The sequence below is a fragment of the Methylobacterium sp. PvP105 genome, assembly GCF_017876975.1.
Taxonomy (GTDB): Bacteria; Pseudomonadota; Alphaproteobacteria; order Rhizobiales; family Beijerinckiaceae; genus Methylobacterium; species Methylobacterium radiotolerans.
The window spans coordinates 5,856,243-5,880,879 of sequence record NZ_JAGIPA010000001.1 but is presented as its reverse complement, the minus strand read 5'-3'; the positions used below and the strand labels follow the sequence as shown (position 1 = coordinate 5,880,879).

Below are 24,637 nucleotides of genomic sequence, written 5' to 3'. Positions count from 1 at the left end.
CATCGTCCACGGATCGCGCAACCGGCACCCGACTGCTCGGCGGCGGCGCGGCGCTCGCGCTGATCATGATCGACGGCGGCCGGCCTTCCGGACGACAGATTCGCCTCCGCCGCCGGCAAGGCCGACACCGAGCCGATGGTGCCCCCTCCATGCCCCTCCATGCCCCTCCGTGCCGGCCGGCGGGGCGCCGCTACTTCGCGGTGAGCAGCGCCCAGTAGACCTTGTACTTCGAGCCCGGCGCGTAGGCGGTGGCGATCCCCATCCGGGTCGCCCCGGGCGCCAGCATGGTGGCGTCGTGGGGCGGGCTCTCGCGCCAGCCCGAGAAGGCCTCGGCCAGGGTGTGGTAGCCCGCCGAGAGGTTGGCGTTGACGTTCGCGTAGCCGAGCCGCTCGACGGCGGCCTTGACGGTCTGGGCCCGGCTCGGCCGGTCGGCGAGCGCCATGGCGGCCGCCTCGGCCTCGGCGAGGCGCTGCAACTCGGGATCAACCGTCAGCGGCGCCGCGCCGCGGTTGCGGCGATAGGACGAGATCATGTCGCGGGCCGCCTCGACGTCGACATGCGCGCTGTTGCTGGCGAGCGGCAGGTAGATGCTCGGCAGCGCCGCGCTGCTCGGCGGCTGGGCGGCACAGCCGCCCAGCAGCGCCGCCGACAGCGCGGCCGGGCCGATCATCCGGGCCCCGGTCCTGATCCGGCCGAGCCCGCGCCCCGCATGTCGACCGTCCCGATCGCGTCTCGTCACGACTTACCCATCCCTGCGACGGCCCTGCCGCCCGGGCGGCATATAGGCGTTGCCGGGCGGCCGCGCATCGGACGATTAGGGCTTCCTCAAAGGCCTTGGGTCTAAAACCGCACACCGATGACGACCGCGCGTTCCCTGGCCCTGGTGAAATCGCCCCGCGACCGATCCGTCCGCGGGCGCGCCGACCCGTCGGCCGCGGACGAGGCGGTCGCCGAGGCCGCGGCCGCCTGCGCCCTGCAGCGGGCGATCATCCGCCAGCAGGCCGGCCTGCTGGCGCGGCAGGAGCGGGTCCTGGCGGACGCCGGGATGGGCCTGTGGTCCTGCCGCCTGCACGACGGTGCCCTCGACTGGTCCGGCGGCGTCCACGACCTGTTCGGCGTTCCCCGAGGCGCGGCCCTGCATCGGCCCCGGATCCTGGACCTCTACGAGCCGGCCTCGCGGCGCCTGCTGGAGACGCTCCGGCACCGGGCGATCGCCCGGGGCGGCGCCTTCGCGCTCGACGCCGAGGTGCTGGCCGGAGGCCGGCGACGCTGGATCCGGATCCGCGCCGCGGTCGAGTCCGAGGACGGGCGCCCGACCCGCCTCTTCGGAACCAAGCAGGACGTCACCGAGGAGATCGGCCGGCTGGCCGAGCTGAGCCGGCGCGCCGAGTGCGACCCGCTGACCGGGCTGGCGAACCGCCGCGGCTTCGACGCGCAGTTCGCGGCGCAGTGCGCGGCACAGTTCCGGACCGGGACGGCCGGCTCCGGTCCGGAGCCGCTCGGCGCCCTGCTGCTGATCGACCTCGACGGGTTCAAGCCGGTCAACGACATCCACGGCCACGCGGCCGGCGACCTGTGCCTCAGGCGCGCGGCCGCGCGGCTGGCGGCCGTCTGCCGGGACGCGACCCTCGTGGCCCGCATCGGCGGCGACGAGTTCGCCGTGCTCCTGCGGGCGCCCGTCGACCCGTCCGGGCTGGTCGAGCGCGGACGGCGGATCGTGGCCGCCTTGAGCCGACCGGTCCCGTATCGCGGCCACGGGCTGCGGATCGGCGCCTCCGTGGGGATCGCCGTGGGGACGGCCGCGGGGACGGCCGCGGGCGGCGGCCCCGCCCGGCTGTTCGGGCGGGCGGACGCGGCGCTCTACGCCGCCAAGGACGCTGGCGGGAACACCGTCCGGATCGCCCGCGGCGGCGGCCGGTCAGGCGCCGGCGCTGCGCAGACCGCGGTCGCGCGGGGGCCGGGCTGATTCGCCACCCTCGGGGAGCGCGGCCGGCTGGATGAAGCGGCTGGCGATCTCGCCCATGGCGCTCTGCATCGTGTCGAGGCCCTGCACGGTGACGATGCTGGAGCCGGGCCCGAGCGGCGGGATGAAGCCCGCCTCCGACAGGGTCGCGAACACCGAGAAGTTCAGGTCGGTCACCACCTTCTGGCCGAGGCTCACGTCCACGATCCAGACGAGGAGCTCGAATTCCAGGAACGGGTCGCCGATCTTCTTGAACACCACCCGGGGCGGCGGCTCCTTCAGGACGTCGGCATGGCCCTGCGCGCAGGCCGTGATCATCTCGGCGGCGCGCACCGGATCCTGGTTGCGCAGGACGCTGACCGTGATGCTGACGCGCCCGGTCCGGTCCCCCCGCACCCGGTTCTTGACCACGCCGGAGATCAGGTTCGAGTTCGGCACGATCACGGCCGAGCGGTCGAAGGTCTGGATCTCGGTCGAGCGGACCGAGATCCGCTTCACGATACCCTCGGAATCGCCGATCACCACCTGGTCGCCGACCCGGATCGGGCGCTCCCACAGGAGCAGCAGGCCGGAGACGAAGTTGTTGACGATCGACTGGAGGCCGAAACCGATACCGACCGACAGGGCGCCGGCCACGATGGTGAGCTTCTCCAGGCTCAGGCCGAGATACGAGAAGGCGAGCGCCAGCGCGATCAGGAAGCCGCAATAGCCCGCCACCGTGGTGATCGAGTTGCGCAGGCCGGCGTCGAGGTCGGTGGCCGGCAGGTAGGTGTTCTCGAGCCAGCGCTGCACCCCGCGGGTGATGAACACGCCGACCACCAGGATGCCGATCCCGAAGGCGATGCTGGAGAGCGAGATCGTGACGTCGCCGACCTTGAAGCCGAAGAAGGCCTGCCGGACCGACGAGACGATGTCGGTGGAATCGAGCCCCCAGGGCGCCAGCACGAGGACCGCGGCCGCCAGGAACAGGACGAGCCGGGTCGCGCCCGTCGTCAGGACCGAGATCTGGTTGAGCGAGCGCTTGCGCAGGCCGGTATTGGCCTGGAGCGTGGTGGCGAGCCGCGTCTCGTCGCTGAGCGCGCGGCCGACGAAGATGTCGACGCTCTGGACCAGCAGGTAGAGCAGCACGAGGACGGCCGCGTCCCAGATCAGCTGGTCGATCAGGAAGGCCGCGAAGGCCACGTAGCCGACCAGCGCGCCGAGCCCGATCAGCGCCACCGCGGCCCAGCCCAGGAGCCGGGCCGGCCCGCCGATGCCCGTCGTGGTCTTGGTCGGCACGTAGGGGCCGAAGCAGGCCTCCTCCTCCTGCTCGGTGTCGGCGAAGCGGTGGAGGCCGACCGCGAGGATCAGCGCGGTGGCGACCGCGCCGATGCCCCGCGTGGCGATGGAGATCGGCAGGGCCGCCGAGATCCCAGAGTTCAGCGCCTCGACGGACTTCACCACGGTGATCACCGTGGCGATGCCGACGGCGAGCCGGGTCAGGCGCGTGGCCGCCGCGTCGCTCACCGGGGCGGGCCGCCAGGCCGGCTTCTCGGGGCTGAGCAGCCCGTCGCAGAGGGCCTCCACGAAGGCGATGAAGGCGAGGCCGCCGAGGATCGCGGCGGCGACCGGCAGGAGCCGGGACGGCAGCAGGTTGGTGGAATCGAGGGCGTAGTAGACCGCGTAGGACCCGGCCACGGCCGGCACCGTGCCGAGCAGGATCACCCGCCAGGCGGCGAGCATCACGGCGCGCCGCGACGGATCGGTCTTGGTGGCGTCCCGGCGGGCGCCCTTGGGGGCGATGTTGCGCCGGCCGAAATACAGCGCCACCGAGATCCCGAAGGCGAGGCCCAGGAACAGCAGGTTGGCGAGGCTGCCGTTGCGGGAGAACAGCAGCCCGATATCCGACACGGCGCTCTGCAGGGCGCGCGTGTCCCGGGGCACGTCGCCCATCACCTTGGTCCAGAGACCGGGGCCGACCAGCGGCTGGGAGCGCTGGAGCAGGTCGCGGGTGAAGGATTCGCGGCGGCGGTTCGAGACCCGGTCGACGATCTGGTCGCCCTGCACCACCAGGGAGCGGGCGAGGCGCTGGGTCTCGTCGATGCGGGTGACGGCGGCCTCGCGCTCGGCGCGCTCCGCGGCGACGTCGGCGCTCTCCTGGGTGTCCTTCGGCTTCGGCCCGAGCTGGGCCAGGCGCTCGCGCGCGGCCTCCAGCGGCGCGTCGAGCCGGGTGACCAGGGTGCGGATCTCGTCGGTGACCGTGACGGCGCTGTCGCGGATGGCGTTAAGGTCGACGACCGTCAGCTCCGCGTGGCCGAGCTGCTTCTCGCGGGCGTCGAGCTCGGCCTTGGCGGCGTCGAGCTTGGCCCGGACCTTCTTGAACTGCTCGGGAACCTCGGCCTTCGCGGCCGGCGGGGGCGCGGGCTTCGCGTCGGCCGGTCTCGCGCCGGTCGCCTGCGCGTCGGGTGCCTTGCCGTCCGCGGGCTTGGCCTCGGGCGCGGCCTTGGTGTCGGCGGCCTTGGTGTCCGCAGGCTTGTGATCCGCGGGTTTCTGATCGGCGGACTTGGCGGCGGGCGCCGGATCCTGCGCGAAGGCCGGCAGGGCCAGGGCCGCCGGGGTTGCGAACACCAGCGCGGCGAGCAGGGCGAGGGCGCGGGACGGGCGCGGGGCGCCCTCCGGCTTCCGGGTCCGCGCTGGGATACGATGCATGAGCAACCTCTCGTCGGGCGCGCGGCGGCCGGCCGGAGTCCGGCATCGGCGAATCGGCGGCGATCGGGGACCGGGCGGGCCTCCTGGCGGCCGGGCGCTCTGGGCGAGCAATAGGGCGAAACCGTGCCCCTGCCCACCCCGGACCGGGTCCCGTCTCTGCGAGCCCGCTGTGGGTGCGTCCCCGGGGCTCATCCGGAAAAGCTTCACAAGGGTGTCACGCTGGGATTAGATGAACACCTGATGGACAGGGCCTTTTCGTTGCTACGCGAAAGGGCGCGGCCGGTGGCGATGCCGGCCCGGCCCGGCCGCGTTCCGGATGCTACCGCATCGACCGGCGCCCCCGCGCGCCGGCCCGTCGCCCTGTTGTTCCCTCCGTCTCTCCCGTCAAGCCGTCGCTCCGCGCGCCGGCTCGTCCTGCATCGGCCCCGGGCCGGTTCGGACGGGCCGGCGGGGCGGCGGCATGGTCCCGCGCGTCTCACGCGCTAGAGCTAGTCCGAAGAGTCGCGCCGATGATGGATCTCCAAACCCTCGTCCTCAACGCGGATTATCGGCCGCTCTCGTACAATCCGCTCTCCCTCTGGTCGTGGAAGGACGCCTTCACGGCCCTGTTCCTCGACCGCGTCACCCTGGTGGCGAGCTACGACGTCGAGGCGCGCTCGCCCTCCCGCGCCCTGCGGGTGCCGAGCGTAGTGGCGCTGAAGAACTACGTGGCGCTGGCCCGCAGCCCGGCCTTCACCCGCTACAACATCTACCTGCGCGACGGTTTCAGCTGCCAGTATTGCGGCCTGCGGCTGCCCTCGGGCGGCCTGACCTTCGACCACGTGGTGCCGCGCTCCCGGGGCGGCCTGTCGAGCTGGGAGAACGTCGTGGCGGCCTGCTCGCCCTGCAACCTGCGCAAGGCCAACCGCACGCCGGACGAGGCGGACATGCCGCTGATGACCGAGCCCCGGCGGCCGACGCGCTACGAGCTGCACCACCGGCAGCCCGAGTTCGACCACCGCCAGTACCATCACACCTGGCTCGACTACCTCTACTGGGACAGCGAGCTGGAGAACTGAGGGCGGCGCGGAGGCGTCACCAGGCCGGCGCGCGGCGGGGCGGCTCGTTGTACATCGGGACGTTGAGATTGCGCGGCAGGTAATCCCGCACCAGGACGGGCGGGGGAACGGCGGGCAGCGGGCGCACCCGCACGGTCCGGCGCATCGGGTGATGCGCCTCGCGGCGCTCCGCGAAGGCCGGTCCGTGGACGAGCACGAGACCGGCGAGCAGCGCGGCGCGCGACGTCAGGGGCCACAGCCTCGAGAGACGGTCAATCATGGTCAGGATCCGGCCGGCGCGGGAGGAAGGGTCAGAACTTGACGGCCGCGCCACCCCGGACGGTGTTCAACTGGGCGTTGTGACCGTTGAAGTCCTGGAACCGCACGTACTGGTACTCGCCGCGCACCAGGATATTGGGCGTGATGGCGTATTCCAGGCCGAAGCCGAGGGCGACGCCGCCGATGGTCTTGGTCCGGGCATTCGCGGTCAGCGGCGTCGGCGCGTACGGGACGGTCTGGGCGCCCTGTCCGGCCGGCGTCGAGTTGTTGAGCGGGAAGTTCGGATTGAAGCTCGCGTAGCCGTGCTGGTAGACCGCCGCGGGCTGCCCGGTGGTCAGGGCCTGGTTCGCCGCGTAGGTGGTGGCGCTGTAGCCGTAATTCTGGACCGATACGGTATCGTTGATCGTGACGCGGCCGATCGCGGCACCGGCGGTGACGTAGGGGAGCAGGTTGCCGAACGCGTAGCCGGCGCGGCCCCGGATGGTGCCGTAATCCTCGATCCGCGTGTTCGACGTGCCGAACAGGTTCACCGACTCGGAGTTGCCGGCGGCGGTCGTCATGATCCGGTTGATGCCGTTGGTCGACCAGCTGTTCTGGTCCGTGTGCGTGTAGTCGGCCTCGATGCCGAGGACGATCCCGTCGAACTGCACATTGAAGCCCGCGAAGGCACCGAAGCTGGCCCCGCGCGTCCGCGTGCCGGGGAGCGACAGCATTTTCGAGACGCTGAACTCGGATTCCACGGTGCTGTAAGCGAAGTAATTCGCCAGCGTGGACTGCATCGCGTTGCGCTGCGACAGGCCGCCGGAGGTGAAGCCGCCGTGGCCGCCGACATACACGCCGCTCCAGTCGACCACCGGGGCCGGGACCGGGTCGTAATCGGCGCCGCGCAGGTAATCGTAGTCCAGATCGGCGGCGCGCGCGGTGTTCACGCCGCAGAGACCGAGAACCGCCAGCAGCGGAAAGGTGACGGTACGCATCGGGATCGTCCTGGGACGGAAAGAGACGGATGGCGGATCGAGCCTCGACACGGTGATATGCCGGTAACCTTAATTCTCCGTTGCTCGACTGCGACAGGTCAGTCCCGATCCGGGGATGCCAGTCCCGGCGCGTATTGGGCTGGCCAAAACCGGCCGAGGACCGGCCGAGAACAGACCCGGTCGCGACGGGGCGCCGAAACGCGAAACGGCGCGGAGACCCTCCGCGCCGTTTCGCCTGTCAGTGGGATCGCGGTCGAGGTGCGATCAGTACTTGCGCACCAGCGGGCCGGGGACCGGCTCCGGCATCAGCGGCGGCAGCGGGGCCGCCACGACGCCGCCGAGGTAGTAGCGCAAGCCGATCTTCACGTCGTGCGCCTCGATGTCCTTGATCTTGATCGCCTGGAGGCTGCCGGTGCAGCACGGGACGAAGCCCGGGCCGGTCTCGGCCTTGCCGAGGTTCAGGTAGCGGTAGGCCAGCTCGATCTTCAGCGCGTCGGTCACGTTGTAGGCGAGACCGGCGTGGAGCGCCCAGGCGAGGCTGCCGCTGGTCTTGTCCTTGTAGAACTTGCTGCCGCTGTTGGTGTTGTAGACCGCGTTGCCGTTCGCGTCGTAGACCGGCGCGTAGTTGTAGGAGGGTTGTCCGCAGCCGCAGCCGTAGATCGGGTTCGCGTAATCGTAGCCGTAGGTCGGGCTGGTGAACTGCTGGTTGGTCGAGTAGCTCGAGACGTGGTTGAACGCGTAGCCGACGCCGCCGCCGATGAACGGCGTGATCCCGTACCACGTGCCGAGGTCGAAATACGCGTTGGCCAGAACCACCGCGGAGTCGAAGTTGCCGCTCGACTTGTTCACGCCGTACGACCCGAGCCCGTTATCGAAATCCGGACCCTTGTAGTACTCGCTGCCGCGCAGGCCGGTGGAGTAGCGGTACTCACCGGTGATGTCGCCGCGCAGGAACGGGGTGAACTGGTAGCCGACGCCGACGCCCGCGAAACCGCCGCCGCCGACCGCGTTGCCGAAGGCGCGGTTGGACTCGGCGTAGCCGGTGTAGTCGTAGGCGTCGCTGTAGCGCGGACGGGTGTAGATGCTGGCGCCCACGTCGCCGCGCAGGTACCAGCCGCCGCCGACCTCGATCGGCGGGGGCGGCGGCGGCGGGGGCGGCGGGAGCATCAGATCCGCGGCCGCGGCGAGGCAGGGCGCGCCGACGCTCGCCGCGAGCGTCAGGCTACGCACCAAAGCGTTCAGCTTGGAGCGGGCCATGGAGATTCCTTCACTGGACTCGTGAGCCGGACGCGCGGCGCGCGGTCCCGGGGTACGAGGGCAGGATGGAAGGAACGTCTTAAATCCGGCTTAACGTTAAATGTTAGCCTTGCGCATCCGTTGCCGAGCTGTCGAAACGGGTAACCGGGCGAGACTTGCTTGTTTCCGCCGCGTCGCGCCGCCGGGTCGGCGCAGTTCATCTGTCGGGGAGGGCCGCGTGGGCGACCCGATCGGCGTCGCCCGGCCGCCCGGGCCGCGCGGGAGTTGAGCGATCCGCATGGGGCCCGACGACGTGCGCATCCTGGCGCTGATGCTGCCCGAGGCGGTGGCGGGCGCCCACAGCGGCAACCCGGATTTCCGGGTCGGCGGCCGGGTCTTCGCGACCCTCTGGGTCGAGGAGGCGCGGGTGGTGCTGCGCCTCGCGCCCGCCGATCAGGCCGCCCTGTGCGAGGCCGAGCCGGACCTGTTCGCGCCGCTCGACGGCGCCTGGGGGCGGCGGGGCTGGACCAATCTCGACCTCGACCTCTGCCCGGAAGAGACCCTGCGGGCGGCGCTGCTGGGGGCGTGGCGGACGACCGCACCCGCGGAGCTGCGCGCCGCCTACGCCGACCTAGGCTGACCTAGGCTGACCTGGACCGATCCCGCCCCGATGCGGCGCGCCCGGCCCCCCGGGGGCGGAGCCGGGATTGCGGGCCGGGCCGCTCCGAGGCTCCGGCCTCAGGCCGCCGCGCGGGTGACGGCGTCGACCACCTCGTCGACCACCGCGTTGACGAGGCCGCGGTCGTCGCCCTCGGCCATGACGCGGATCACCGGCTCGGTGCCCGACGGGCGGATCACGAGGCGGCCGGCATTGCCGAGCCGCTCGCGGGCGTGCTCGATGGCGCTGACCACGCTGTCCTCGCGCAGGGGCTCGCCGCTCCGGTAGCGGACGTTCTTGAGGATCTGCGGCAGCGGGTCGAAGCAGTGGCAGACCTCGCTCACGGGCCGGTTCTGCCGCTGCACCACGCTCAGGAGCTGCAGGGCGGCCACGAGGCCGTCGCCGGTGGTCGTGTAGTCCGACATGATGATGTGGCCGGACTGCTCGCCGCCGAGATTGTAGCCGTGCGCCCGCATGTGCTCGAGGACGTAGCGGTCCCCCACCGCCGTGCGGGCCAGGCTCAGGCCGAGGCCGCCGAGGAAGCGCTCCAGGCCGAGATTCGACATGATCGTCGCCACCACGCCCGGCTGCGTCAGGCGCTCGTCCTCCTTCCAGGAGCGCGCCACGACGGCCATGAGCTGGTCGCCGTCGACCACCTGGCCCTTCTCGTCCACGATCAGCACCCGGTCGGCGTCGCCGTCCAGCGCGATGCCGATATCGGCCCGGCGCTCGCGCACCATGTCGATCAGGGCCGCGGGCGCGGTCGAGCCGACATCCCGGTTGATGTTGAACCCGTCCGGCTCGGTCCCGATGGCGATCACCTCGGCGCCGAGTTCCCACAGGGTCTCGGGGGCGACCCGGTAGGCCGCGCCGTTGGCGCAGTCGACCACGACCCGCAGCCCGTCCAGGGTCACCTGCCGCGGCAGCGTGCGCTTGGCGAACTCGATGTAGCGGGCGTGCACGCTCTCGATGCGCTTGGCCCGGCCGAGGTCGTTCGAGCCGGAGAGACGCTTGTGCATGTCGGCGTCGATCAGCCCCTCGATCTCGTGCTCGATCGCGTCGTTCAGCTTGAAGCCGTCGGGCCCGAACAGCTTGATGCCGTTGTCCTCGAACGGGTTGTGCGAGGCCGAGATCATCACGCCGAGATCGGCCCGCATGGAGCGGGTCAGCATCGCCACGGCCGGCGTCGGCACCGGCCCGAGCAGCAGCACGTCCATGCCGACCGAGGTGAAGCCGGCGACGAGCGCGGTCTCGATCATGTAGCCGGAGAGGCGGGTGTCCTTGCCGATCACCACCCGGTGGCGGTGGTCGCCGCGCTGGAACACGAGGCCGGCGGCCTGACCGACCTTGAGGGCGAGTTCCGGCGTGATCACGCCGTTGGCCCGGCCCCGGATGCCGTCGGTTCCGAAATACTTGCGCACCATCACGTCTCCGGCGCCCGGTCTCGCGGACCGGGCACAGCTTAGCAGGTTATCGCGCCCGCCGGCGGCTCAGCGGCCGGCAGAGTCAACGGGGTGCTCCCCGACAAAGGCGGTCGAAATGGGGCGCCCGGCGCGCTGCAGGAGCCGCGGCGCCGAGGCCGAGACCAGCGCGAGGCCCGAGACGGTCAGCAGGCCGAGCACGAGCCGGCGGAAGGCGACCTCGCCGATGCCGAGATAGATCCGGGTGCCGAGCAGCGTCGGGACCAGCATCGCCGGCAGGATCACCGCCAGCATCGGCAGCGTCGCCCGGGTGACGAGCCCCGCGGCAAGGTAGGTCGCCAGGGTCACGCTGAGCATCGCGAGGTTGAAGTTCTGGATCACCGAGCGCTGCACGTCGCGCTCGTAGCGGCGCAGGGTGCACCAGAGGGTCGGCAGCACGCCCGTGAAGCCGCCGAGCCCGCCCATCATCCCGCCGCCGAGACCCACCGCGGCGTCGGCGAGCCGGCCGCCGGCCGTGATCCGCGGCAGGTTCCGGGCGAGGAGCATGGTCGGGCACCAGACCACCAGCAGGAGGCCGAGGAGCATCTTGAACCAGTCGGCGTCGAGCCGCGGCAGCAGGAGGACGCCGAGGGGGATGCCGGCGAGGCCGCCGAGGATGAAGGGCGCGAGGCGCCCGGGCTCGAACCCGCGCCGGACCGAGACCGCGGCGATGACCTGGCCCGTGAAGGCGCCGGAGACGGCCAGCACGGCGGCGAGCTGCGGGTCGATCACCCAGGCCCAGATCGACAGGGCCGTGAGCCCGAAGGCGAAGCCCGACAGGCCCTGCACGAAGCCGGCGGCGACGGCGCCGAGGGCGACGACGAGATAGGTCGAGACCGGCATCGGGATCTGGCTACGGCCTGTGGAACGGTCCTGTGTTTCCGATTCGGCGGACGCCGCCGAGCCTCCGGCCAAGCTGACGACGTCGATCTGCCGACAGGAGGGCCCGTTTGTCAGGGGCGATGCGAGGATGGTCACGCGTCGCGGTCGAACGCCGACGCGGATGAGAGGCCCGACGCGCGCCCTGTCCCGTTCGGGCGAGGGTTGGGGTGAGGGATACGACGGCCCCGGATCGGGCGGACCGTTGCCGCGCGCCCGCGTCGAGCCACCCTGGGGCCGGCCTGATCCCGCACGCCGTCCCCTCCCCCGCACGGGAGAGGAAACCGGCGCCCGATCCGCGTGAAATCCCGGTCCGGCACGAAAAAGGGCGCCTCGCGGCGCCCTCCTCGCTCATCCGACCGCGCGGTCTCAGGCCTGCGGCTGCGGCTCCAGGCCGCCGTCGCTCTCCTTCGGCCGGCCGCGGCCTGCCGAGGGGACCGAGGAGCCCCGGGCCGGGGTCGGCGGCACGTCGCCGCCGTCGCGGATCGGGGGCTGGCCCTTGAGCAGGTTGCGGATCTCCTCGCCCGAGAGGGTCTCGTACTCGAGGAGCCCCTGCGCGAGGGCCTCCAGGTCGTCCTTGTGCTCGGCCAGGATACGGCGCGCCTCTTCCAGGCCGGTCTCCACGAGGCGGCGGACCTCGGCGTCGATCTTCTGGGCGGTCGACTCGGAGACCGACTGCTGCCGGCCCATCGACATGCCGAGGAAGACCTCGTCGTTGTTGTCGCCGTACGCGACGGTGCCGAGCTCGGGGCTGAAGCCCCAGCGTGTCACCATCATCTTGGCGAGCCGCGTCGCCTGCTCGATGTCCGACTGCGCGCCCGAGGTCACCTTCTCGCGCCCGAAGATCATCTCCTCGGCGATGCGACCGCCCATCATGATCGCCAGCCGCGAGGTCATCTGCTCGAAGCTCATGGAGAGCTTGTCGCGCTCGGGCAGCTGCATGACCATGCCGAGCGCCCGGCCGCGGGGGATGATCGTCGCCTTGTGCACCGGGTCGGTGGCCGGGACGTTCAGCGCCACGATGGCGTGACCGCCCTCGTGGTAGGCGGTGAGCCGCTTCTCGTCCTCGGTCATCACCAGGGTGCGCCGCTCGGCGCCCATCATCACCTTGTCCTTGGCGTCCTCGAACTCGTGCATCGTCACGATGCGCTTGCCGCGGCGGGCGGCCAGCAGCGCGGACTCGTTCACGAGGTTCATCAGGTCGGCGCCCGAGAAGCCCGGGGTGCCGCGCGCGATGGTCTTCAGGTCGACGTCGGGGGCCAGCGGCACCTTGCGGACGTGGACCCGCAGGATGCGCTCGCGGCCGGTGACGTCTGGGTTCGGCACCATGATCTGGCGGTCGAAGCGGCCGGGACGCAGCAGGGCCGGGTCGAGCACGTCGGGGCGGTTGGTCGCCGCGATGATGATCACGCCCTCGTTGGCCTCGAAGCCGTCCATCTCCACGAGGAGCTGGTTGAGGGTCTGCTCGCGCTCGTCGTTGCCGCCGCCGAGGCCGGCGCCGCGGTGGCGGCCGACCGCGTCGATCTCGTCGATGAAGATGATGCAGGGCGCGTTCTTCTTGGCCTGCTCGAACATGTCGCGCACGCGGCTCGCGCCGACGCCCACGAACATCTCGACGAAGTCCGAGCCCGAGATCGTGAAGAACGGCACGTTGGCCTCGCCCGCGACCGCCCGGGCGATCAGGGTCTTACCGGTGCCGGGCGGGCCGACGAGCAGCACGCCGCGCGGGATCCGGCCGCCGAGCCGCTGGAACTTCTGCGGGTCGCGCAGGAACTCGACGATCTCCTGGAGATCTTCCTTCGCCTCTTCCACGCCGGCGACGTCGTCGAAGCTGACGCGGCCGTGGGCCTCGTTCAGGAGCTTCGCCTTCGACTTGCCGAAGCCCATGGCGCGGCCGGCGCCGGACTGCATCTGGCGCGAGAGGAAGATCCAGGCGCCGATGAAGACGAGGATCGGCAGCCAGCTCACGAGCAGCTGGATGAACCAGGGGGTGTTGTCGGACGGCGGGCGGGCCGTGATCTGCACGCCCTTGCCCTGGAGCTTGGAGACCAGGCTCGGGTCGTTGGGCGCGTAGCTCGTGAAGTTGCCGCCGCCGACGTAGGTGCCGGACACGTCCTGCCCGGAGATCACCACCGACTGGATCTTGCCGGCATCGGCGTCGTTCAGGAGCTGGCTGTAGGCGATCTCGCTGCCGCCGCCCCGGTGCCCCGGGTTCTGGAACAGGGTGACGAGAGCCAGCACCAGCAGGAAGATGACGACCCACAAGGCAAAGTTGCGAAAATTCGGGTTCATCGATCAATCCCTGGCGTGTGCGACCCCCAGGACGGACCTGCCACGCGGCTATTCCGGTCCATCCGTGCACACCTCGCCAATGTAGGCGGGGGGCTCCCCCTTGCCAAGTAAGTCGGGGGACCCTGCGGCGAGGGCAGCACCTGCGGGCCCGTGCCGGCGCGGCGGCGCCGGGGCGAGGCTCACGGTCCCGCCCGCGTCGGCGGAGACGAGGAACCCCGCCAGGGTGCGGCGGACCGGCTCCCCGCGGCGCAGGGCCGGCAGGAGCGATTCGAGGACGAGGGTCTCGAGGCGCTCGAGGCGGCGCGGCGCCGCGCCGGCCCGGGCCAGGGCGAGATCGAGGCAGCGCAGGGCCACGGCGTCCGGCAGGACCGCCAGGGCGCGCCCGTCGAGGCGCAGCTCCGCGCCCGTCTCCGGCCCGGACCGCCGCGCCCCGTCGAGGGCCTGCTCGGCCGCGCTCCGGAGCGCGGCCTCGTCGCGGGCGGCCCGCTCGGCGAGCCGGGCGAGGCGCGCCCGGGTCAGGCCCTCGCGCTCCAGGGCCGGCCAGGCCGCCCGCAGGCGGCCGCGGGCGAAGCGCGGATCGCCGTTGGCGGGGTCGCGCGCGTAGGCGATGCCGCGCGCCGCGCACCACGCCACCAGGCTCGCCTTCGGCAGGTGCAGGAACGGGCGCCCGAGGGCGAGGCCGGGGCCGAGGTCGCGCTCGGCGCGCATGCCGGCGAGCCCCGCGGGGCCGCTGCCGGCCGCGAGCCGGATCAGCACCGTCTCGGCCTGGTCGTCCCGCGTGTGGCCCGTCAGCACGAGACCGGCGCCGACCGCCTCGGCATGGGCGGCGAGCAGGGCGTAGCGGGCCCTGCGGGCCGCGTCCTGCAGGCCGGTGCCGGGCTTCGCGCCCGCCCAGGTCAGGATCGCGTGGGGCAGGCCCAGCGCCCGGGCGGCGCGGCCGACGGCCTCGGCCTCCGCGCCCGATTCCGGCCGCAGGCCGTGATCCACGGTGGCGACCCGCAGGGACGCGCCGGTCGCGTCGCGCAGGCGCGCGGCGGCGTGCATCAGGGCGCTCGAGTCGGGACCGCCCGAGACGGCGAGGAGCACGCCCCGCCCGCCGCGCGCGGCCGGGTCGAGCCAGGGGCGGAGGGCGCCGAGGACCGGGTCGCCCGCGTCGCTCAGATCGCCCGAGGCGTTCAGGCGCCGCAGCGGGCGCGCTTCTGCTCGCGGGCGACGCCCTGGCGGACGCCGCTGCCGGCATTCGGGAACTTCCGGTCCAGCTCGGCCAGGGTCGCGCAGGCCTGCTCGCGGGCGCCGAGCGCGTTGAGCGTGACGCCGAGCTTCAGCATGGCGTCGGGGGCCTGGGAGGAACGGGCGTAGTCGGTCGAGACCTTCAGGAACTGCTCGGCGGCCTCGCGGTTGCGGCCGCGGGCGAGGTAGCTCTCGCCGAGCCAGTAGGTCGCGCCGGCGACGCGGTTGTCGCGGGGATGGGACTGGATGAACTGGCGCAGGCCCATCTCGGCCTGCTCGTACTGCTTGGCGCGGTACAGCTCGACCGCGGCGTCGTAATCGGCGGCCGGATCGCCCGTCCGGGTCGCCGCCACGCTCTCGGAGGGCCGCGCCGGGATCGCCCCGGTCCGGGCCGGCGGCCGCAGGTCCACCGGCTCGTCGTAGCCGGAGGTCCCGGCCTCCGCGTCCTCCTCGTTCGGCTCGCCGATCGCGCCCTGCGGCAGGCGCTGCGGCCGCGGCGCCGCCTCGGCGGCCTCCTCGGCCTCGCGGCGGGGCAGCGGCGCGGAGGGCTGCGTGCTGCCGAGCTGCATCGGGGCGCCGGGGGCGCCGGGGGCCTGCGACGGGTCGAAGGCGTCGCCGCGCTTGCCGGGGCGGCCGGCGCCCGGGTTGCCGCCGTTGACGGGGCCCGACGGCGCGGGGGCGGCCGAGGGCTTGCCGCCCTTGCCCTCGTTCAGGCGGTACTCGACGTCCTCCTGGAACTTGCGCAGCTGCTCCTTGAGCTGGCGGTTCTCGTACTGGAGGGTCTCGATCTGTCCCGCCATCATCCGGGACTGGTTCTCGATGCGGCCGAGGCGCACCACCAGTTCCGAAGCGTCCTGCGCGGCGGCCGGGTGGCCGAGGAGCGCGGCACCGAGGGCGGTGGCGAGGGCGAGGCGGGTGCGAAGGCGGGCGGGCATGGTTCGGCTGCGGTCCGGTGTCGGCGCGAGGCCCTAACAGATGCGCCGCACCGCGGCAAAACTGCGGCGCGGCCGAAGGTGTGATCGAGAGCATCGATCGGAGGCGGCGGCCCGAGAGCCGCCGCCGGAGCGCGGCCGCGCGGCGGCTTACGCGCCGGCGCCGCGGTCGAGGACGATCACCGCGCGGCGGTTCTGCGACCAGCAGGAGATGTCGTTGCACACCGCCACCGGCCGCTCCTTGCCGTACGACACGGTCCGCATCCGGCTCGCCGCGATGCCGCGGGTGGCGAGGTAGTCGTTCACCGCCTGGGCCCGGCGGGCGCCGAGGGAGAAGTTGTACTCGCGGGTGCCGCGCTCGTCGGCGTGGCCCTCGATGATGAAGGTGTAGCGCGGGTAGCGCTGCAGCCACGCGGCCTGCTTGTCGAGGGTCGCGGTCGCGGTGGGCGTCAGGTCGGTGGAATCCGACTCGAAGAAGACCCGGTCGCCGATATTGACGACGAAGTCCTGGGCGCTGCCGGGGGTCGCGGCACCCGCCCCGAAGGCGGAGGCGTCGGCGAGGTCCTTGTCGTTGCTGCAGGCGCCCAGGCCGAGGGCGGCGACGAGCGCGAGGCCGAGGGCGGCGGCGCGGAAACGCTGGGGCATGGTCTGAAAAACTCCTCGAGCGGTGCCGAAGGCCGGCTGCTGGTCTTCGAGGCGGGTCCGCGTATTCCTGGCGCCGTTGGTAGGCGGGGTTGGTTAAGCGACGGTTCCGCCGCGCGGCGCGGGGACGTGGTGACGGTCCGCACCGGTCGACGGCGTGCGCTGACACACCCGGGACGCGCCCGGAATGCGGCGGCGGCGGGGCGGCGGGCCGCGACGCGGCATTTCGGCCGCCCCGGTTGCGGCGCTGCAACAGGCGCCGGGCCTCCGCCCGGTGACGGGTCCGCGCCGAGCTTTAAGAGATCCTCAACCCTATCGCTCCCTTATCGGCGGGCCGAACACCGGACCTCCCGCATGCGCCCCGCCCAGAGCGTCCTCATCGTCGAGGACAGCTACCTGCTCCTCGAGATCGTCGCGAGCCTGTGCGAGACGCACGGCATCCGGGTGATCGAGGCCTCCACGGGCGAGGCCGCGCTGACCGTCCTGCGCGAGCGGGGCGGCGCGATCGACTGGCTGTTCACCGACATCCACCTGCCCGGGCTGATCGACGGCTGGACGGTGGCCCACGCCTTCCGGGCGATCCATCCGGACCGGCCGGTGGTCTACACCTCGACGGACACGCACGGCCGCAGCGGCGTGCCGGGCAGCCTGTTCCTGCGCAAGCCCTTCCAGATGCAGGAGGTCAACCGCCTGGTCCGGATGATGGTCGAGGGCCTCGGCGAGGCCGGCGCCGACAGCCGGCTCTGCGCGGCGGGCTGAGTCACGGATCCTTCCGACCCGGACCGTCGTCGCGCGCGCGGCGAAGCGACCCCGGGCGGCGCGCGCTCGGCCGGCTGGACGCCCCGGCTGGACACCTCGGCTCCGGGGGGGCGGCCTCAGCCGCCCCGGAACAGCGCGACGATCTCCGGCGCGGCGAGCCACGCCTCGACCCGCGGGCAGGCGAGATCCCCGGGGGGCATCGCGTCGTAGAGGGCGAAGCTCGCCGCGATGAAACCCGTGAGGTCGTAGAGCACCGGGAAGTCGTCGCCCCGCGGCTTGGTCTTGAACAGGTACGAGCCGGTCAGGCCGAAATGCTCGGCGATGGGCGGGTAGATCGGCCAGACCACGTCCTGGGCCAGCTCGTCGCCGAGGTAATCCTCGATCTCCACGGGCTCGGGCGTGAGCCCGTTCTCCCGCAGCAGCCGTCGGGCGATGTCGCCGAGGACGTGGACCTTGGGATGGTTCATCAGGTGCATGAAGGCGCCGCGGCGCGCCCAGCGGGTCACCTCGCGCTCCAGCCCGAAACCCAGGGCGTCGGCCGCGCCGACGAGCTCGCGCACGGCCGGGTCCCAGTGGTCGAGGTAGCCCAGGCGGGCGAACACGTCCTCGCGGAACAGGGTCGCGGTGCGGCCGGCGTCGAGGCCGAGCCGGTGGGCGGTGAGGACGATCGCCGAGTGGTACTGGCCGAGCGGCGACGGCGTCAGCTTCAGGGCGGCGAGGTCCGAGGCCTGCCCGACATAGACCATGTCCGGGTGGAAGGCCGAGAACACGATCGACGGGAACAGCTTGAGCCGCGGGTCGGCCGCCCGCACAGTGGCGGCGTCGCCGCCCGGGATCAGCCCGGCCGGGAAGGCCTGCGAGAAGACGTGGTCGTGGGCGCGCAGGGTCCGGATCAGGCCGTCGACGTGGCCGTGGTCGCGCTTCAGCGAGCCCATGGGCAGGTAGCGGACCGGGCTCTTCGGCGCGAGCAGGCGCATGGCCCGGGCGATGCCCCGCGCCTGGCAATTGCCCAGCACCGCGATGCTCGGCCCGTCGCGGGTCGTGGCGGCGCGGGCGCGGTTCCGCCATGGTGTCGCCCAGGTGGGGGCCCAACTGGGTGTCGAGCGGGTGAACGCGCTGCGGGCGCGCCGGGGCAGGTCGTTCAGGGCCACGTCGCGTGCCGGTGTCAGCGGACGGAACAGCGCCCCCGAGGGCCTGTCGCCGTCGTGAAGAAGAGGGTTCGAAGATGGCGTTGAATCCGTATACGGGTCTACCGGCCGAGCGATTCTGGCGCAAGGTCGTCACCAACGTGCCGCCCTTCGCGGTCAATCCGCACCCGAAGGACACGTTCGTGATCGGGCCGACCGACAAGGTCGCCACCGGCGGCTCCTGCTTCGCGCAGCGGGTGGCCGAGGCGGTGCGCGGCGCCGGGTTCAACTACTACCTGACCGAGCCGCCGACCCCCGGCATGAGCGCCGAGGAGGCCAATGCCCGCCAGTTCGGCACGTTCTCGGCGCGCTACGGCAACCTCTACTACACGCGCCAGTTCGTGCAGCTGTTCGACCGGGCCTACGGCAAGTTCGAGCCGGAGCTGAAGGCGTGGCTGCGCGACGACGGCCGCTACGTCGACCCGTTCCGCCCCACGGTCGAGCCGGCGGGCTTCGCCAGCGAGGCCGAGGTGGTCGCGGCGCGCGACGCGCACCTCGCCGAGGTGCGCCGCCTGTTCGAGACGCTGGACGTGTTCGTGCTGACCCTCGGCCTCACGGAAGGCTGGCGCTGGCGGGCCGACGGCGCGGCGCTGCCGCTCGCCCCCGGGGTCGCGGGCGGCACCTTCGATCCGGACCTCTACGAGTGCGTCAACGCCGGCGCGGCCGAGGTTCTGGGCGACCTCAACGGCTTCCTCGACCGGCTCTGGAGCGTGAACCCGAAGGCGCGGGTGATCTTCACGGTCTCGCCGGTGCCGATGATCGCCACCTACATGGACCGGCACGTGATGGAGTCGAACAGCTACTCCAAGTCGGTGCTGCGGGTGGCGGCCGGCGAGGTGGTCGGCCGGGGCGACCCGCGGGCGGTCTACTTCCCCGCCTACGACATCGTCACGAGCAACGTGAATGCCGGGCGCTACTACAACGAGGACCAGCGCACCATCAACGACGCTGGCGTGCGCCACGTGATGCGCCTGTTCCTGGCGACCTTCGCGCGCGACCGGGTGTCCCCCGCCCCGACCCACGCACCGGTGGACCTCGCCGCGGAGTTCGAGGGCAATGCCGGCGTGATCTGCGACGAGGAGGAGATCGAGCGCAGCGTGGCCTGACAGGGCCTAGCGTGGCGTGGGGTTTGCCTCCGGCCTGGCGTTTCGGGCAGTCTCGGGCGCCCGGGCGCCCGCGCCCTTCCGGAGACGAGTCCCTTGAGCCTGCCCCCGCCCCGCCGCGCCGACCACGACATCGATCCGGTCTTCGTGAAGCGGCACTCGCCCCGCGCCTTCACGGGCGAGGCCGTGCCCGAATCCGAGCTGATGCGGATGATCGAGGCGGCGCGCTGGTCGCCCTCCGCCTACAACTCGCAGCCCTGGCGCTTCCTCTACGCGCTCCGGGGCGACGCCCACTGGGACACGTTCTTCGACCTCCTGGTGCCGGGCAATCAGAAATGGGTGTCCGGCACCGGCGCGATCCTGTTCCTGGTCTCGAACGGGCTCATGAAGGTCGGCGACGAGCTCAAGCCCTCCTACAGCCACTCCTTCGACGCCGGCACCGCCTCGCTGGCCTTCCAGCTCCAGGCGATCCACCAGGGCTGGCACGCCCACGGCATGGTCGGGTTCGACCATGTCCGCGCCCCCGCGGTGCTGCGCCTGCCCGAGAACCACCGGATCGAGGCCGCCTTCGCGGTCGGCCGCAAGATCCCGGAGGCGGACCTCACCGAGGAGCAGCGGCCCCGCGAGACCCCGAACGGCCGCCGGCCGATCACCGACTTCACCATCGCGGGACCGTTCCCGCCGGCCGCCGGCTGAGACGGCCGGAACCCGCTTGCACGACCGGCGATTGGCTCCGCATCGCGACGCCGTCGCAGGCCCGGGGGCGCCCGCCCTCGGGCCCGGGCCGGGGGCCGGCGCCGCGCGCCTCCTGTCCACCCTCCGACGCTTCGGGAGCTGGCTCATGGATCCGTCCGACACCGCCGCGTCCGATCCCTTCCGGGACGACGGGCCGTTCGACTCCGTCTCCGGGCTGCAGGCCGTCGCCGACCGCCACGGGGTCGGCCTGGACGCGGTGCGCCACCTGATCCGGGCCCTGGAGCGCGGCCACGGCACGATGGCGCAGTTCGACCATCCCGATCTCGGCGGGATGGGGCAGTGGTTTTCCGGCGGGATGGTGATGGTCGGCCGGATGTTCGACGACGCGCTGAAGGCGCGGGTCGACGCGCTCTGCACCGAATTGGCCGGGGCGCTCCCGGCGGGCGGCTTCTCGGAGGCCGCGCCCGCGGCGCGCCGGGGCGGCGGCGAGTGGTGGCCGGCCGGCCTCGGGGATCCGGCGAGCACCGGCGCGCAGAACGGGCTGCGCTACGCCTATTTCCCCGACAGACGGCGGCTCGCCGTCGACGCGGGGTCCGGGATCGCGCTCTACGACACCGGCGAGCACCGCATCACCGGCGTCTCTCAGGCGAACGGCAGCCTCGGCTTCACGGGACCGGCCGGGGCCGTCGCCCTCGACCGCCTGCGCCGGATCGAGGCGGAGGTCGCCGCGCCGCGCCAAGCGGACCCGGCCGGGATCCCGGCGAGCGCCGCGTCGCCTATCTCTTCGCCTACCCCGTCGCCCGCCCCTTCGGCCGCGCCGGACCGGTCATCCGCGGACAACGTTCTCGCGACCATCGAGCGGCTGGCCGACCTGCACGCGCGCGGCGTGCTCACCGAGGCGGAATTCGCGACCAAGAAGGCGGAGCTGCTGGCGCGGCTGTGACCGGCGCCCGCTCGTCCGACCCTCCATCCCCGTCCCGGCGCGTCCGGGACCGCCAAGGGCGAGGGTCGGGCCTGCCGGTTCCGGACGGCCTCAGACGATGCCGACGCGGAGCAGGTCGTGGACGTGCACGATGCCCACGGGCCGTCCGTCCGTGACGGCGAAGACCGCCGTGATCAGCCGGCGGTTCATCAGCTCCAGCGCGGCCTGGGCGAGCTTGTGGGGCTCCACCGTCACCGGGTCCCGGGTCATGACCGTCGAGACCGGCGTGTCGAGGAGCGCCGGACCCATGTGGCGGCGCAGGTCGCCGTCCGTGACGATGCCGACGAGGCGGCCGGCCGCGTCCGTGACGCCGACGCAGCCGTAGCGCCGCGCCGCGATCTCGATCAGCACCTCGGACATGAGCGCGGTCTCGTGGACCAGCGGCATGTCCTGGGGGCCGTGCATCACCTGCTGCACGGTCCTGAGGCGGGCCGCGAGGGTGCCGCCCGGATGCAGGGTGTGGAAGCGCGCCGAGGTGAAGCCGCGCCGCTCCAGCAGCGCCACCGCCAGGGCGTCGCCCAGCGCCAGCTGGATCAGGCTGGAGGAGGTCGGCGCGAGGTCGTGGGGGCAGGATTCCCGCACGCGGGGCAGCTCCAGCAGCACGTCGGCGGCCTTGCCGAGGGTGCTCTCGCCGTTGCGGGTGATCGCCACCAGGGGGATCGAGAACCGGCGGCTGAAGCCGACGAGGTCGGACAGTTCCGCGGTCTCCCCCGACCACGACAGCGCGATGATGACGTCGTCCCGGGCGATCATCCCGAGGTCGCCGTGGCTCGCCTCGGTCGGGTGGACGAAGAAGGCGTGGGTGCCGGTGGAGGCCAGCGTCGCGGCGATCTTGCGGCCGACATGGCCGCTCTTGCCGATGCCGCTCACGATGACGCGGCCCTTGCTCTGCAGGATCGTCTGCACCGCCTCCTCGAAGGCCGCGCCGAGCCGGCCCTGGAAGGCCACGCTCGCCTCCTGCAAGGCCGCGATGCCGAGCTGGAGGCTGCGGATCCCGAGGTCGCGGGTGGTGGCGAGATGCGCCGACGGCGCGTCGTAGCGGTCGTCGCGCAGGGCGCTGGAGGCGGGAGCGTTCATCGGTTCCGTTCTTGACCCGTCGTCCGGATCCGGCAGCGGGGGCCGGTATCGGGGAGCGGCGCAGCGAGGCGTCTCCGGCGACGCTAGGCAGCCGTCGTGGTTGAAATGTGACGCGGGGACGACGCAGCGCCGCACTCTGGTTGAAGGCGCGGCCGCCGAGGTCCATGCTGCCCGCACACCGTCCCGCGCCGCGGGCCCCAGGAGGGCACGAGCCCTATGACCATCCGCTTCCCCGATCCCGATCCCGCGATCCTCGCCCGCCGCGAGGCGATCCTGGCCGGCCTCGCGCCCCTGGTGGCGCCGGAGGCGCTGGTGGTGAGCGAGGACGAGCGCCGGGCCTTCGAGACCGACGGGCTGACCGCGTACCGGCAGATGCCGCTGGCCGTGGTCCTGCCCTCCACCACCGCGGAGGTCTCCGCCGTGATGGCCTATTGCCACGCCAACGGCGTGCGGGTCGTGCCCCGGGGCGCCGGCACGTCGCTCGCGGGCGGCGCCATCGCGCAGGCCGACGCGATCATCCTGGGCGTCGGCAAGATGACCAAGGTCCTCGACATGGACTTCGCCAACCGCACCGCCCGGGTGCAGAGCGGCATCACCAACCTCGCCATCTCCGGGGCGGTCAGCCACGAGGGCTTCTTCTACGCCCCCGACCCGTCGAGCCAGCTCGCCTGCACGATCGCCGGCAACATCGCGATGAATTCCGGCGGCGCGCACTGCCTGAAATACGGCGTGACCACCAACAACCTCCTCGGCGTCACCCTGGTGCTCAACGACGGCACCGTCCTGGAGATCGGCGGCCAGCACCTCGACAGCGGCGGCTACGACCTGCTCGGCCTCGTCTGCGGCTCGGAGGGGCAGCTCGGCATCGTCACCGAGGCGACCGTGCGGATCCTGCGCGCGGCGGAAGGCGCGCGCCCGGTGCTGGTCGGCTTCTCGAGGGTCGAGGACGCGGGCGACTGCGTCGCGGCGATCATCGCGGCCGGGATCATCCCGGTGGCGATCGAGTACATGGACCGCGAGGCGATCCTCATCACCGAGGACTTCGCCCAGGCCGGCTATCCCCGCGACGCCGAGGCGATGCTGATCATCGAGGTCGAGGGCTCGGACGCCGAGTGCGACGCCATGCTGGCGCGGATCGAGACGATCGCCCAGGATTTCCGCCCGACCAGCCTGCGCGTCTCGCGCTCGGAGGCGGAGTCGGCCGCGATCTGGAAGGGGCGCAAGTCGGCCTTCGGGGCCACCGGCCGGATCTCCGACTACATCTGCATGGACGGCACGATCCCCACCGGCCAGCTCGGGCCGGTGCTGGAGCGGATCGGGGCGATCTGCGCCGAGAAGGGCCTACGGGTCGCCAACGTGTTCCACGCGGGCGACGGCAACCTGCACCCGCTGATCCTGTTCGACATCAACCGGCCCGGCGAGCTGCAGAAGGCCGAGGCCGCGGGCGACGAGATCCTGAAGCTCTGCGTCGAGGTCGGCGGCTGCCTGACCGGCGAGCACGGGGTCGGCATCGAGAAGCGCGAGCTGATGCGCTTCCAGTACGACCAGGTCGATCTCGAGCAGCAGATGCGGGTCAAGGCGGTGTTCGATCCGGACTGGATGCTGAACCCCGCCAAGGTGTTCCCGCTGGACGGGCGCCTCGCGGCCTGAACCGGGCCGCGCGGCGTGGATGAGCCGGACCGCGCGGCGGGGTCCGGCCGAGGTGCAGGCCAGGACGCACGGCCAGGACGTACGGCCGAGGCGTCCGGAGCGGTGCGGGCGCGGCCGTCTCCGACCGCGCATCCGCCCCCGTCCGGCCCTCGCGGCCGCGCTCAGGCGGCTTCGACCTTGCGGCTCGCCCGGGCCTTGGTCGCGGCGGTCGCGGCCTTGCGGCGGCCGGACGCGGGGGCGGCGGGCGCCTCCTCGGCGGGGGCGGCGGGCTTGTCGCTGGACGGGGACCGGCCCGGCTGGCCGAGGCCGAGGCTCTTGGCGAGCGCCGAGCGCTGCGCCGAGTAGTTCGCCGAAGTGGTCGGGTAATCGGCCGGCAGGCCGTAGCGCTCGCGGTAGGTCTGCGGATCGAGACCGTGCTTGGTCAGGTGGCGCTTCAGCGTCTTGTACGACTTGCCGTCGATGAAGCTGACCAGTCCGTCGGGGCGGATCGACTTGCGGATCTGGGCGGGGGTCGGCCGCTCGACGCTCTCGGTCGCCGGAGCGGCGGGGCCGGCCCCGATCGTGTTCAGCGCCTCGTGGATGCTCGCGATCAGGGCCGGCAATTCGGCCGAGGGCAGCGAGTTGTTGGAAACGTAGGCCGCGACGACGTCCACGGTCCGCTCGATGAAGTCCAATTGCGATGTCGGCGCAGCTTCTGACATTCTCTCATTCCTCGGCACAAATGCCTGATGGGATCCCCACTGTTCGCGAGTTAAGTCAGCGTCCGAAAAATGCAAGCCGCGCCATACAATTATCTGTGATGAGACCGAAGTCTAACTCTGCATCGCGCGGCGAGGCTTACAGGGTATGGTTGCATTGGCGGCACTTAAGGGACACTTCTGAGAGGCTTTATCGGTGTCCGCCCGGCGAA

Annotated in this window: 22 protein-coding genes; 8 read left to right on the top strand and 14 right to left on the bottom strand. The window is 72.4% G+C overall.

The genetic code is table 11. The annotated features are described in order from the left end of the window. Positions 1 to 190: 190 nt before the first annotated feature. The gene (locus J3A75_RS28665; RefSeq protein ID WP_059409031.1) at positions 191 to 670 is read right to left on the bottom strand and encodes a CAP domain-containing protein; all 480 of its coding nucleotides are present in this window, start codon (positions 668 to 670) and stop codon (positions 191 to 193) included. Positions 671 to 856: 186 nt separating this feature from the next. On the opposite strand from J3A75_RS28665, the gene J3A75_RS28660 reads away from it, so the two are divergent. After that, positions 857 to 1,966, top strand: a complete 1,110-nt coding sequence (locus J3A75_RS28660; RefSeq protein WP_012321264.1) for a GGDEF domain-containing protein — start codon at positions 857 to 859, stop codon at positions 1,964 to 1,966. Here the strand turns inward: J3A75_RS28660 and J3A75_RS28655 are convergent. Then, positions 1,919 to 4,651, bottom strand: coding sequence for a DUF3772 domain-containing protein (locus J3A75_RS28655; RefSeq protein ID WP_043074558.1), 2,733 nt, complete (start codon positions 4,649 to 4,651; stop codon positions 1,919 to 1,921). The two genes, J3A75_RS28660 and J3A75_RS28655, sit on opposite strands and share 48 nt — an antisense overlap. Before the next feature lie 509 nt (positions 4,652 to 5,160). On the opposite strand from J3A75_RS28655, the gene J3A75_RS28650 reads away from it, so the two are divergent. Then, positions 5,161 to 5,709 (top strand): HNH endonuclease, encoded by a 549-nt coding sequence (locus J3A75_RS28650; protein ID WP_012321262.1) that lies wholly within the window; start codon positions 5,161 to 5,163, stop codon positions 5,707 to 5,709. A gap of 16 nt (positions 5,710 to 5,725) precedes the next feature. Here the strand turns inward: J3A75_RS28650 and J3A75_RS28645 are convergent, their stop codons facing one another. The 3 genes from J3A75_RS28645 to J3A75_RS28635 form a co-directional block, all read right to left on the bottom strand. Next, on the bottom strand, positions 5,726 to 5,968 hold the full coding sequence (locus tag J3A75_RS28645) for a hypothetical protein (RefSeq protein WP_029358663.1): 243 nt from the start codon (positions 5,966 to 5,968) through the stop codon (positions 5,726 to 5,728). Positions 5,969 to 5,999: 31 nt separating this feature from the next. Further along, complete coding sequence (locus J3A75_RS28640) at positions 6,000 to 6,944, bottom strand: outer membrane protein (RefSeq protein WP_024828840.1); 945 nt, start codon at positions 6,942 to 6,944, stop codon at positions 6,000 to 6,002. A gap of 264 nt (positions 6,945 to 7,208) precedes the next feature. Further along, positions 7,209 to 8,201, bottom strand: coding sequence for an outer membrane protein (locus J3A75_RS28635; RefSeq protein WP_012321259.1), 993 nt, complete (start codon positions 8,199 to 8,201; stop codon positions 7,209 to 7,211). A 277-nt stretch (positions 8,202 to 8,478) separates the two neighbouring features. Between J3A75_RS28635 and J3A75_RS28630 the strand changes: the two genes are divergently transcribed. Then, positions 8,479 to 8,820 (top strand): MmcQ/YjbR family DNA-binding protein, encoded by a 342-nt coding sequence (locus tag J3A75_RS28630; protein WP_012321258.1) that lies wholly within the window; start codon positions 8,479 to 8,481, stop codon positions 8,818 to 8,820. Between the two features lie 98 nt (positions 8,821 to 8,918). Here J3A75_RS28630 and glmM read toward each other — a convergent pair whose 3' ends face one another. The 6 genes from glmM to pal all read right to left on the bottom strand — a co-directional run bounded on the left by glmM (position 8,919) and on the right by pal (position 16,276). Then, positions 8,919 to 10,259: a phosphoglucosamine mutase gene (gene glmM / locus J3A75_RS28625; RefSeq protein WP_024828841.1), complete on the bottom strand. Its 1,341-nt coding sequence runs from the start codon at positions 10,257 to 10,259 to the stop codon at positions 8,919 to 8,921. A 69-nt stretch (positions 10,260 to 10,328) separates the two neighbouring features. Next, positions 10,329 to 11,141 carry a sulfite exporter TauE/SafE family protein gene (locus tag J3A75_RS28620; protein WP_071000138.1) on the bottom strand — a complete coding sequence of 271 codons (813 nt, stop codon included), beginning with the start codon at positions 11,139 to 11,141 and terminating at the stop codon, positions 10,329 to 10,331. 405 nt (positions 11,142 to 11,546) lie between these two features. Next, positions 11,547 to 13,469, bottom strand: coding sequence for an ATP-dependent zinc metalloprotease FtsH (ftsH, locus tag J3A75_RS28615; protein ID WP_012321255.1), 1,923 nt, complete (start codon positions 13,467 to 13,469; stop codon positions 11,547 to 11,549). 48 nt (positions 13,470 to 13,517) lie between these two features. Continuing rightward, positions 13,518 to 14,555 carry a tRNA lysidine(34) synthetase TilS gene (gene tilS / locus J3A75_RS28610; RefSeq protein WP_043343195.1) on the bottom strand — a complete coding sequence of 346 codons (1,038 nt, stop codon included), beginning with the start codon at positions 14,553 to 14,555 and terminating at the stop codon, positions 13,518 to 13,520. A gap of 89 nt (positions 14,556 to 14,644) precedes the next feature. Then, positions 14,645 to 15,634, bottom strand: a complete 990-nt coding sequence (gene ybgF / locus J3A75_RS28605; RefSeq protein ID WP_012321253.1) for a tol-pal system protein YbgF — start codon at positions 15,632 to 15,634, stop codon at positions 14,645 to 14,647. A 147-nt stretch (positions 15,635 to 15,781) separates the two neighbouring features. Beyond that, entirely contained in the window at positions 15,782 to 16,276 is a 495-nt protein-coding gene (gene pal / locus J3A75_RS28600; RefSeq protein WP_012321252.1) for a peptidoglycan-associated lipoprotein Pal, read from the bottom strand. A 351-nt stretch (positions 16,277 to 16,627) separates the two neighbouring features. On the opposite strand from pal, the gene J3A75_RS28595 reads away from it, so the two are divergent. Then, a complete protein-coding gene (locus tag J3A75_RS28595; RefSeq protein ID WP_012321251.1) occupies positions 16,628 to 17,032 on the top strand; it encodes a response regulator in 405 nt (134 codons plus the stop codon). A gap of 116 nt (positions 17,033 to 17,148) precedes the next feature. Here J3A75_RS28595 and J3A75_RS28590 read toward each other — a convergent pair whose 3' ends face one another. Next, a complete protein-coding gene (locus tag J3A75_RS28590; RefSeq protein WP_012321250.1) occupies positions 17,149 to 18,183 on the bottom strand; it encodes a WcbI family polysaccharide biosynthesis putative acetyltransferase in 1,035 nt (344 codons plus the stop codon). Positions 18,184 to 18,257: 74 nt separating this feature from the next. Between J3A75_RS28590 and J3A75_RS28585 the strand changes: the two genes are divergently transcribed. From J3A75_RS28585 to J3A75_RS28575, 3 genes are all read left to right on the top strand, one after another. Then, complete coding sequence (locus tag J3A75_RS28585) at positions 18,258 to 19,325, top strand: GSCFA domain-containing protein (RefSeq protein ID WP_059409034.1); 1,068 nt, start codon at positions 18,258 to 18,260, stop codon at positions 19,323 to 19,325. Positions 19,326 to 19,418: 93 nt separating this feature from the next. Further along, on the top strand, positions 19,419 to 20,018 hold the full coding sequence (locus tag J3A75_RS28580; protein WP_012321248.1) for a nitroreductase family protein: 600 nt from the start codon (positions 19,419 to 19,421) through the stop codon (positions 20,016 to 20,018). A gap of 145 nt (positions 20,019 to 20,163) precedes the next feature. After that, a complete protein-coding gene (locus tag J3A75_RS28575; RefSeq protein WP_209650848.1) occupies positions 20,164 to 20,961 on the top strand; it encodes an SHOCT domain-containing protein in 798 nt (265 codons plus the stop codon). Between the two features lie 90 nt (positions 20,962 to 21,051). Here the strand turns inward: J3A75_RS28575 and J3A75_RS28570 are convergent, their stop codons facing one another. After that, positions 21,052 to 22,077, bottom strand: coding sequence for an SIS domain-containing protein (locus J3A75_RS28570; protein WP_012321246.1), 1,026 nt, complete (start codon positions 22,075 to 22,077; stop codon positions 21,052 to 21,054). Positions 22,078 to 22,293: 216 nt separating this feature from the next. Here J3A75_RS28570 and J3A75_RS28565 point away from each other — a divergent pair, with 216 nt between their 5' ends. Next, on the top strand, positions 22,294 to 23,727 hold the full coding sequence (locus J3A75_RS28565; protein WP_024828845.1) for an FAD-linked oxidase C-terminal domain-containing protein: 1,434 nt from the start codon (positions 22,294 to 22,296) through the stop codon (positions 23,725 to 23,727). Positions 23,728 to 23,888: 161 nt separating this feature from the next. On the opposite strand, the gene J3A75_RS28560 is transcribed toward J3A75_RS28565, so the two are convergent. Then, positions 23,889 to 24,428, bottom strand: coding sequence for a MucR family transcriptional regulator (locus tag J3A75_RS28560; protein ID WP_012321244.1), 540 nt, complete (start codon positions 24,426 to 24,428; stop codon positions 23,889 to 23,891). Positions 24,429 to 24,637 lie beyond the last annotated feature (209 nt).

Coding starts and splice junctions, on each gene's coding strand:
- J3A75_RS28635 (WP_012321259.1), bottom strand. CDS start 8,201: ATGGCCCGCTCCAAGCTGAACGCTTTGGTGCGTAGCCTGACGCTCGCG.
- J3A75_RS28655 (WP_043074558.1), bottom strand. CDS start 4,651: ATGCATCGTATCCCAGCGCGGACCCGGAAGCCGGAGGGCGCCCCGCGC.
- J3A75_RS28565 (WP_024828845.1), top strand. CDS start 22,294: ATGACCATCCGCTTCCCCGATCCCGATCCCGCGATCCTCGCCCGCCGC.
- ybgF (WP_012321253.1), bottom strand. CDS start 15,634: ATGCCCGCCCGCCTTCGCACCCGCCTCGCCCTCGCCACCGCCCTCGGT.
- J3A75_RS28585 (WP_059409034.1), top strand. CDS start 18,258: ATGGCGTTGAATCCGTATACGGGTCTACCGGCCGAGCGATTCTGGCGC.
- J3A75_RS28645 (WP_029358663.1), bottom strand. CDS start 5,968: ATGATTGACCGTCTCTCGAGGCTGTGGCCCCTGACGTCGCGCGCCGCG.
- pal (WP_012321252.1), bottom strand. CDS start 16,276: ATGCCCCAGCGTTTCCGCGCCGCCGCCCTCGGCCTCGCGCTCGTCGCC.
- J3A75_RS28560 (WP_012321244.1), bottom strand. CDS start 24,428: ATGTCAGAAGCTGCGCCGACATCGCAATTGGACTTCATCGAGCGGACC.
- J3A75_RS28650 (WP_012321262.1), top strand. CDS start 5,161: ATGATGGATCTCCAAACCCTCGTCCTCAACGCGGATTATCGGCCGCTC.
- J3A75_RS28640 (WP_024828840.1), bottom strand. CDS start 6,944: ATGCGTACCGTCACCTTTCCGCTGCTGGCGGTTCTCGGTCTCTGCGGC.
- ftsH (WP_012321255.1), bottom strand. CDS start 13,469: ATGAACCCGAATTTTCGCAACTTTGCCTTGTGGGTCGTCATCTTCCTG.
- J3A75_RS28575 (WP_209650848.1), top strand. CDS start 20,164: ATGGATCCGTCCGACACCGCCGCGTCCGATCCCTTCCGGGACGACGGG.
- J3A75_RS28630 (WP_012321258.1), top strand. CDS start 8,479: ATGGGGCCCGACGACGTGCGCATCCTGGCGCTGATGCTGCCCGAGGCG.
- J3A75_RS28660 (WP_012321264.1), top strand. CDS start 857: ATGACGACCGCGCGTTCCCTGGCCCTGGTGAAATCGCCCCGCGACCGA.
- J3A75_RS28570 (WP_012321246.1), bottom strand. CDS start 22,077: ATGAACGCTCCCGCCTCCAGCGCCCTGCGCGACGACCGCTACGACGCG.
- J3A75_RS28665 (WP_059409031.1), bottom strand. CDS start 670: ATGATCGGCCCGGCCGCGCTGTCGGCGGCGCTGCTGGGCGGCTGTGCC.
- J3A75_RS28620 (WP_071000138.1), bottom strand. CDS start 11,141: ATGCCGGTCTCGACCTATCTCGTCGTCGCCCTCGGCGCCGTCGCCGCC.
- J3A75_RS28595 (WP_012321251.1), top strand. CDS start 16,628: ATGCGCCCCGCCCAGAGCGTCCTCATCGTCGAGGACAGCTACCTGCTC.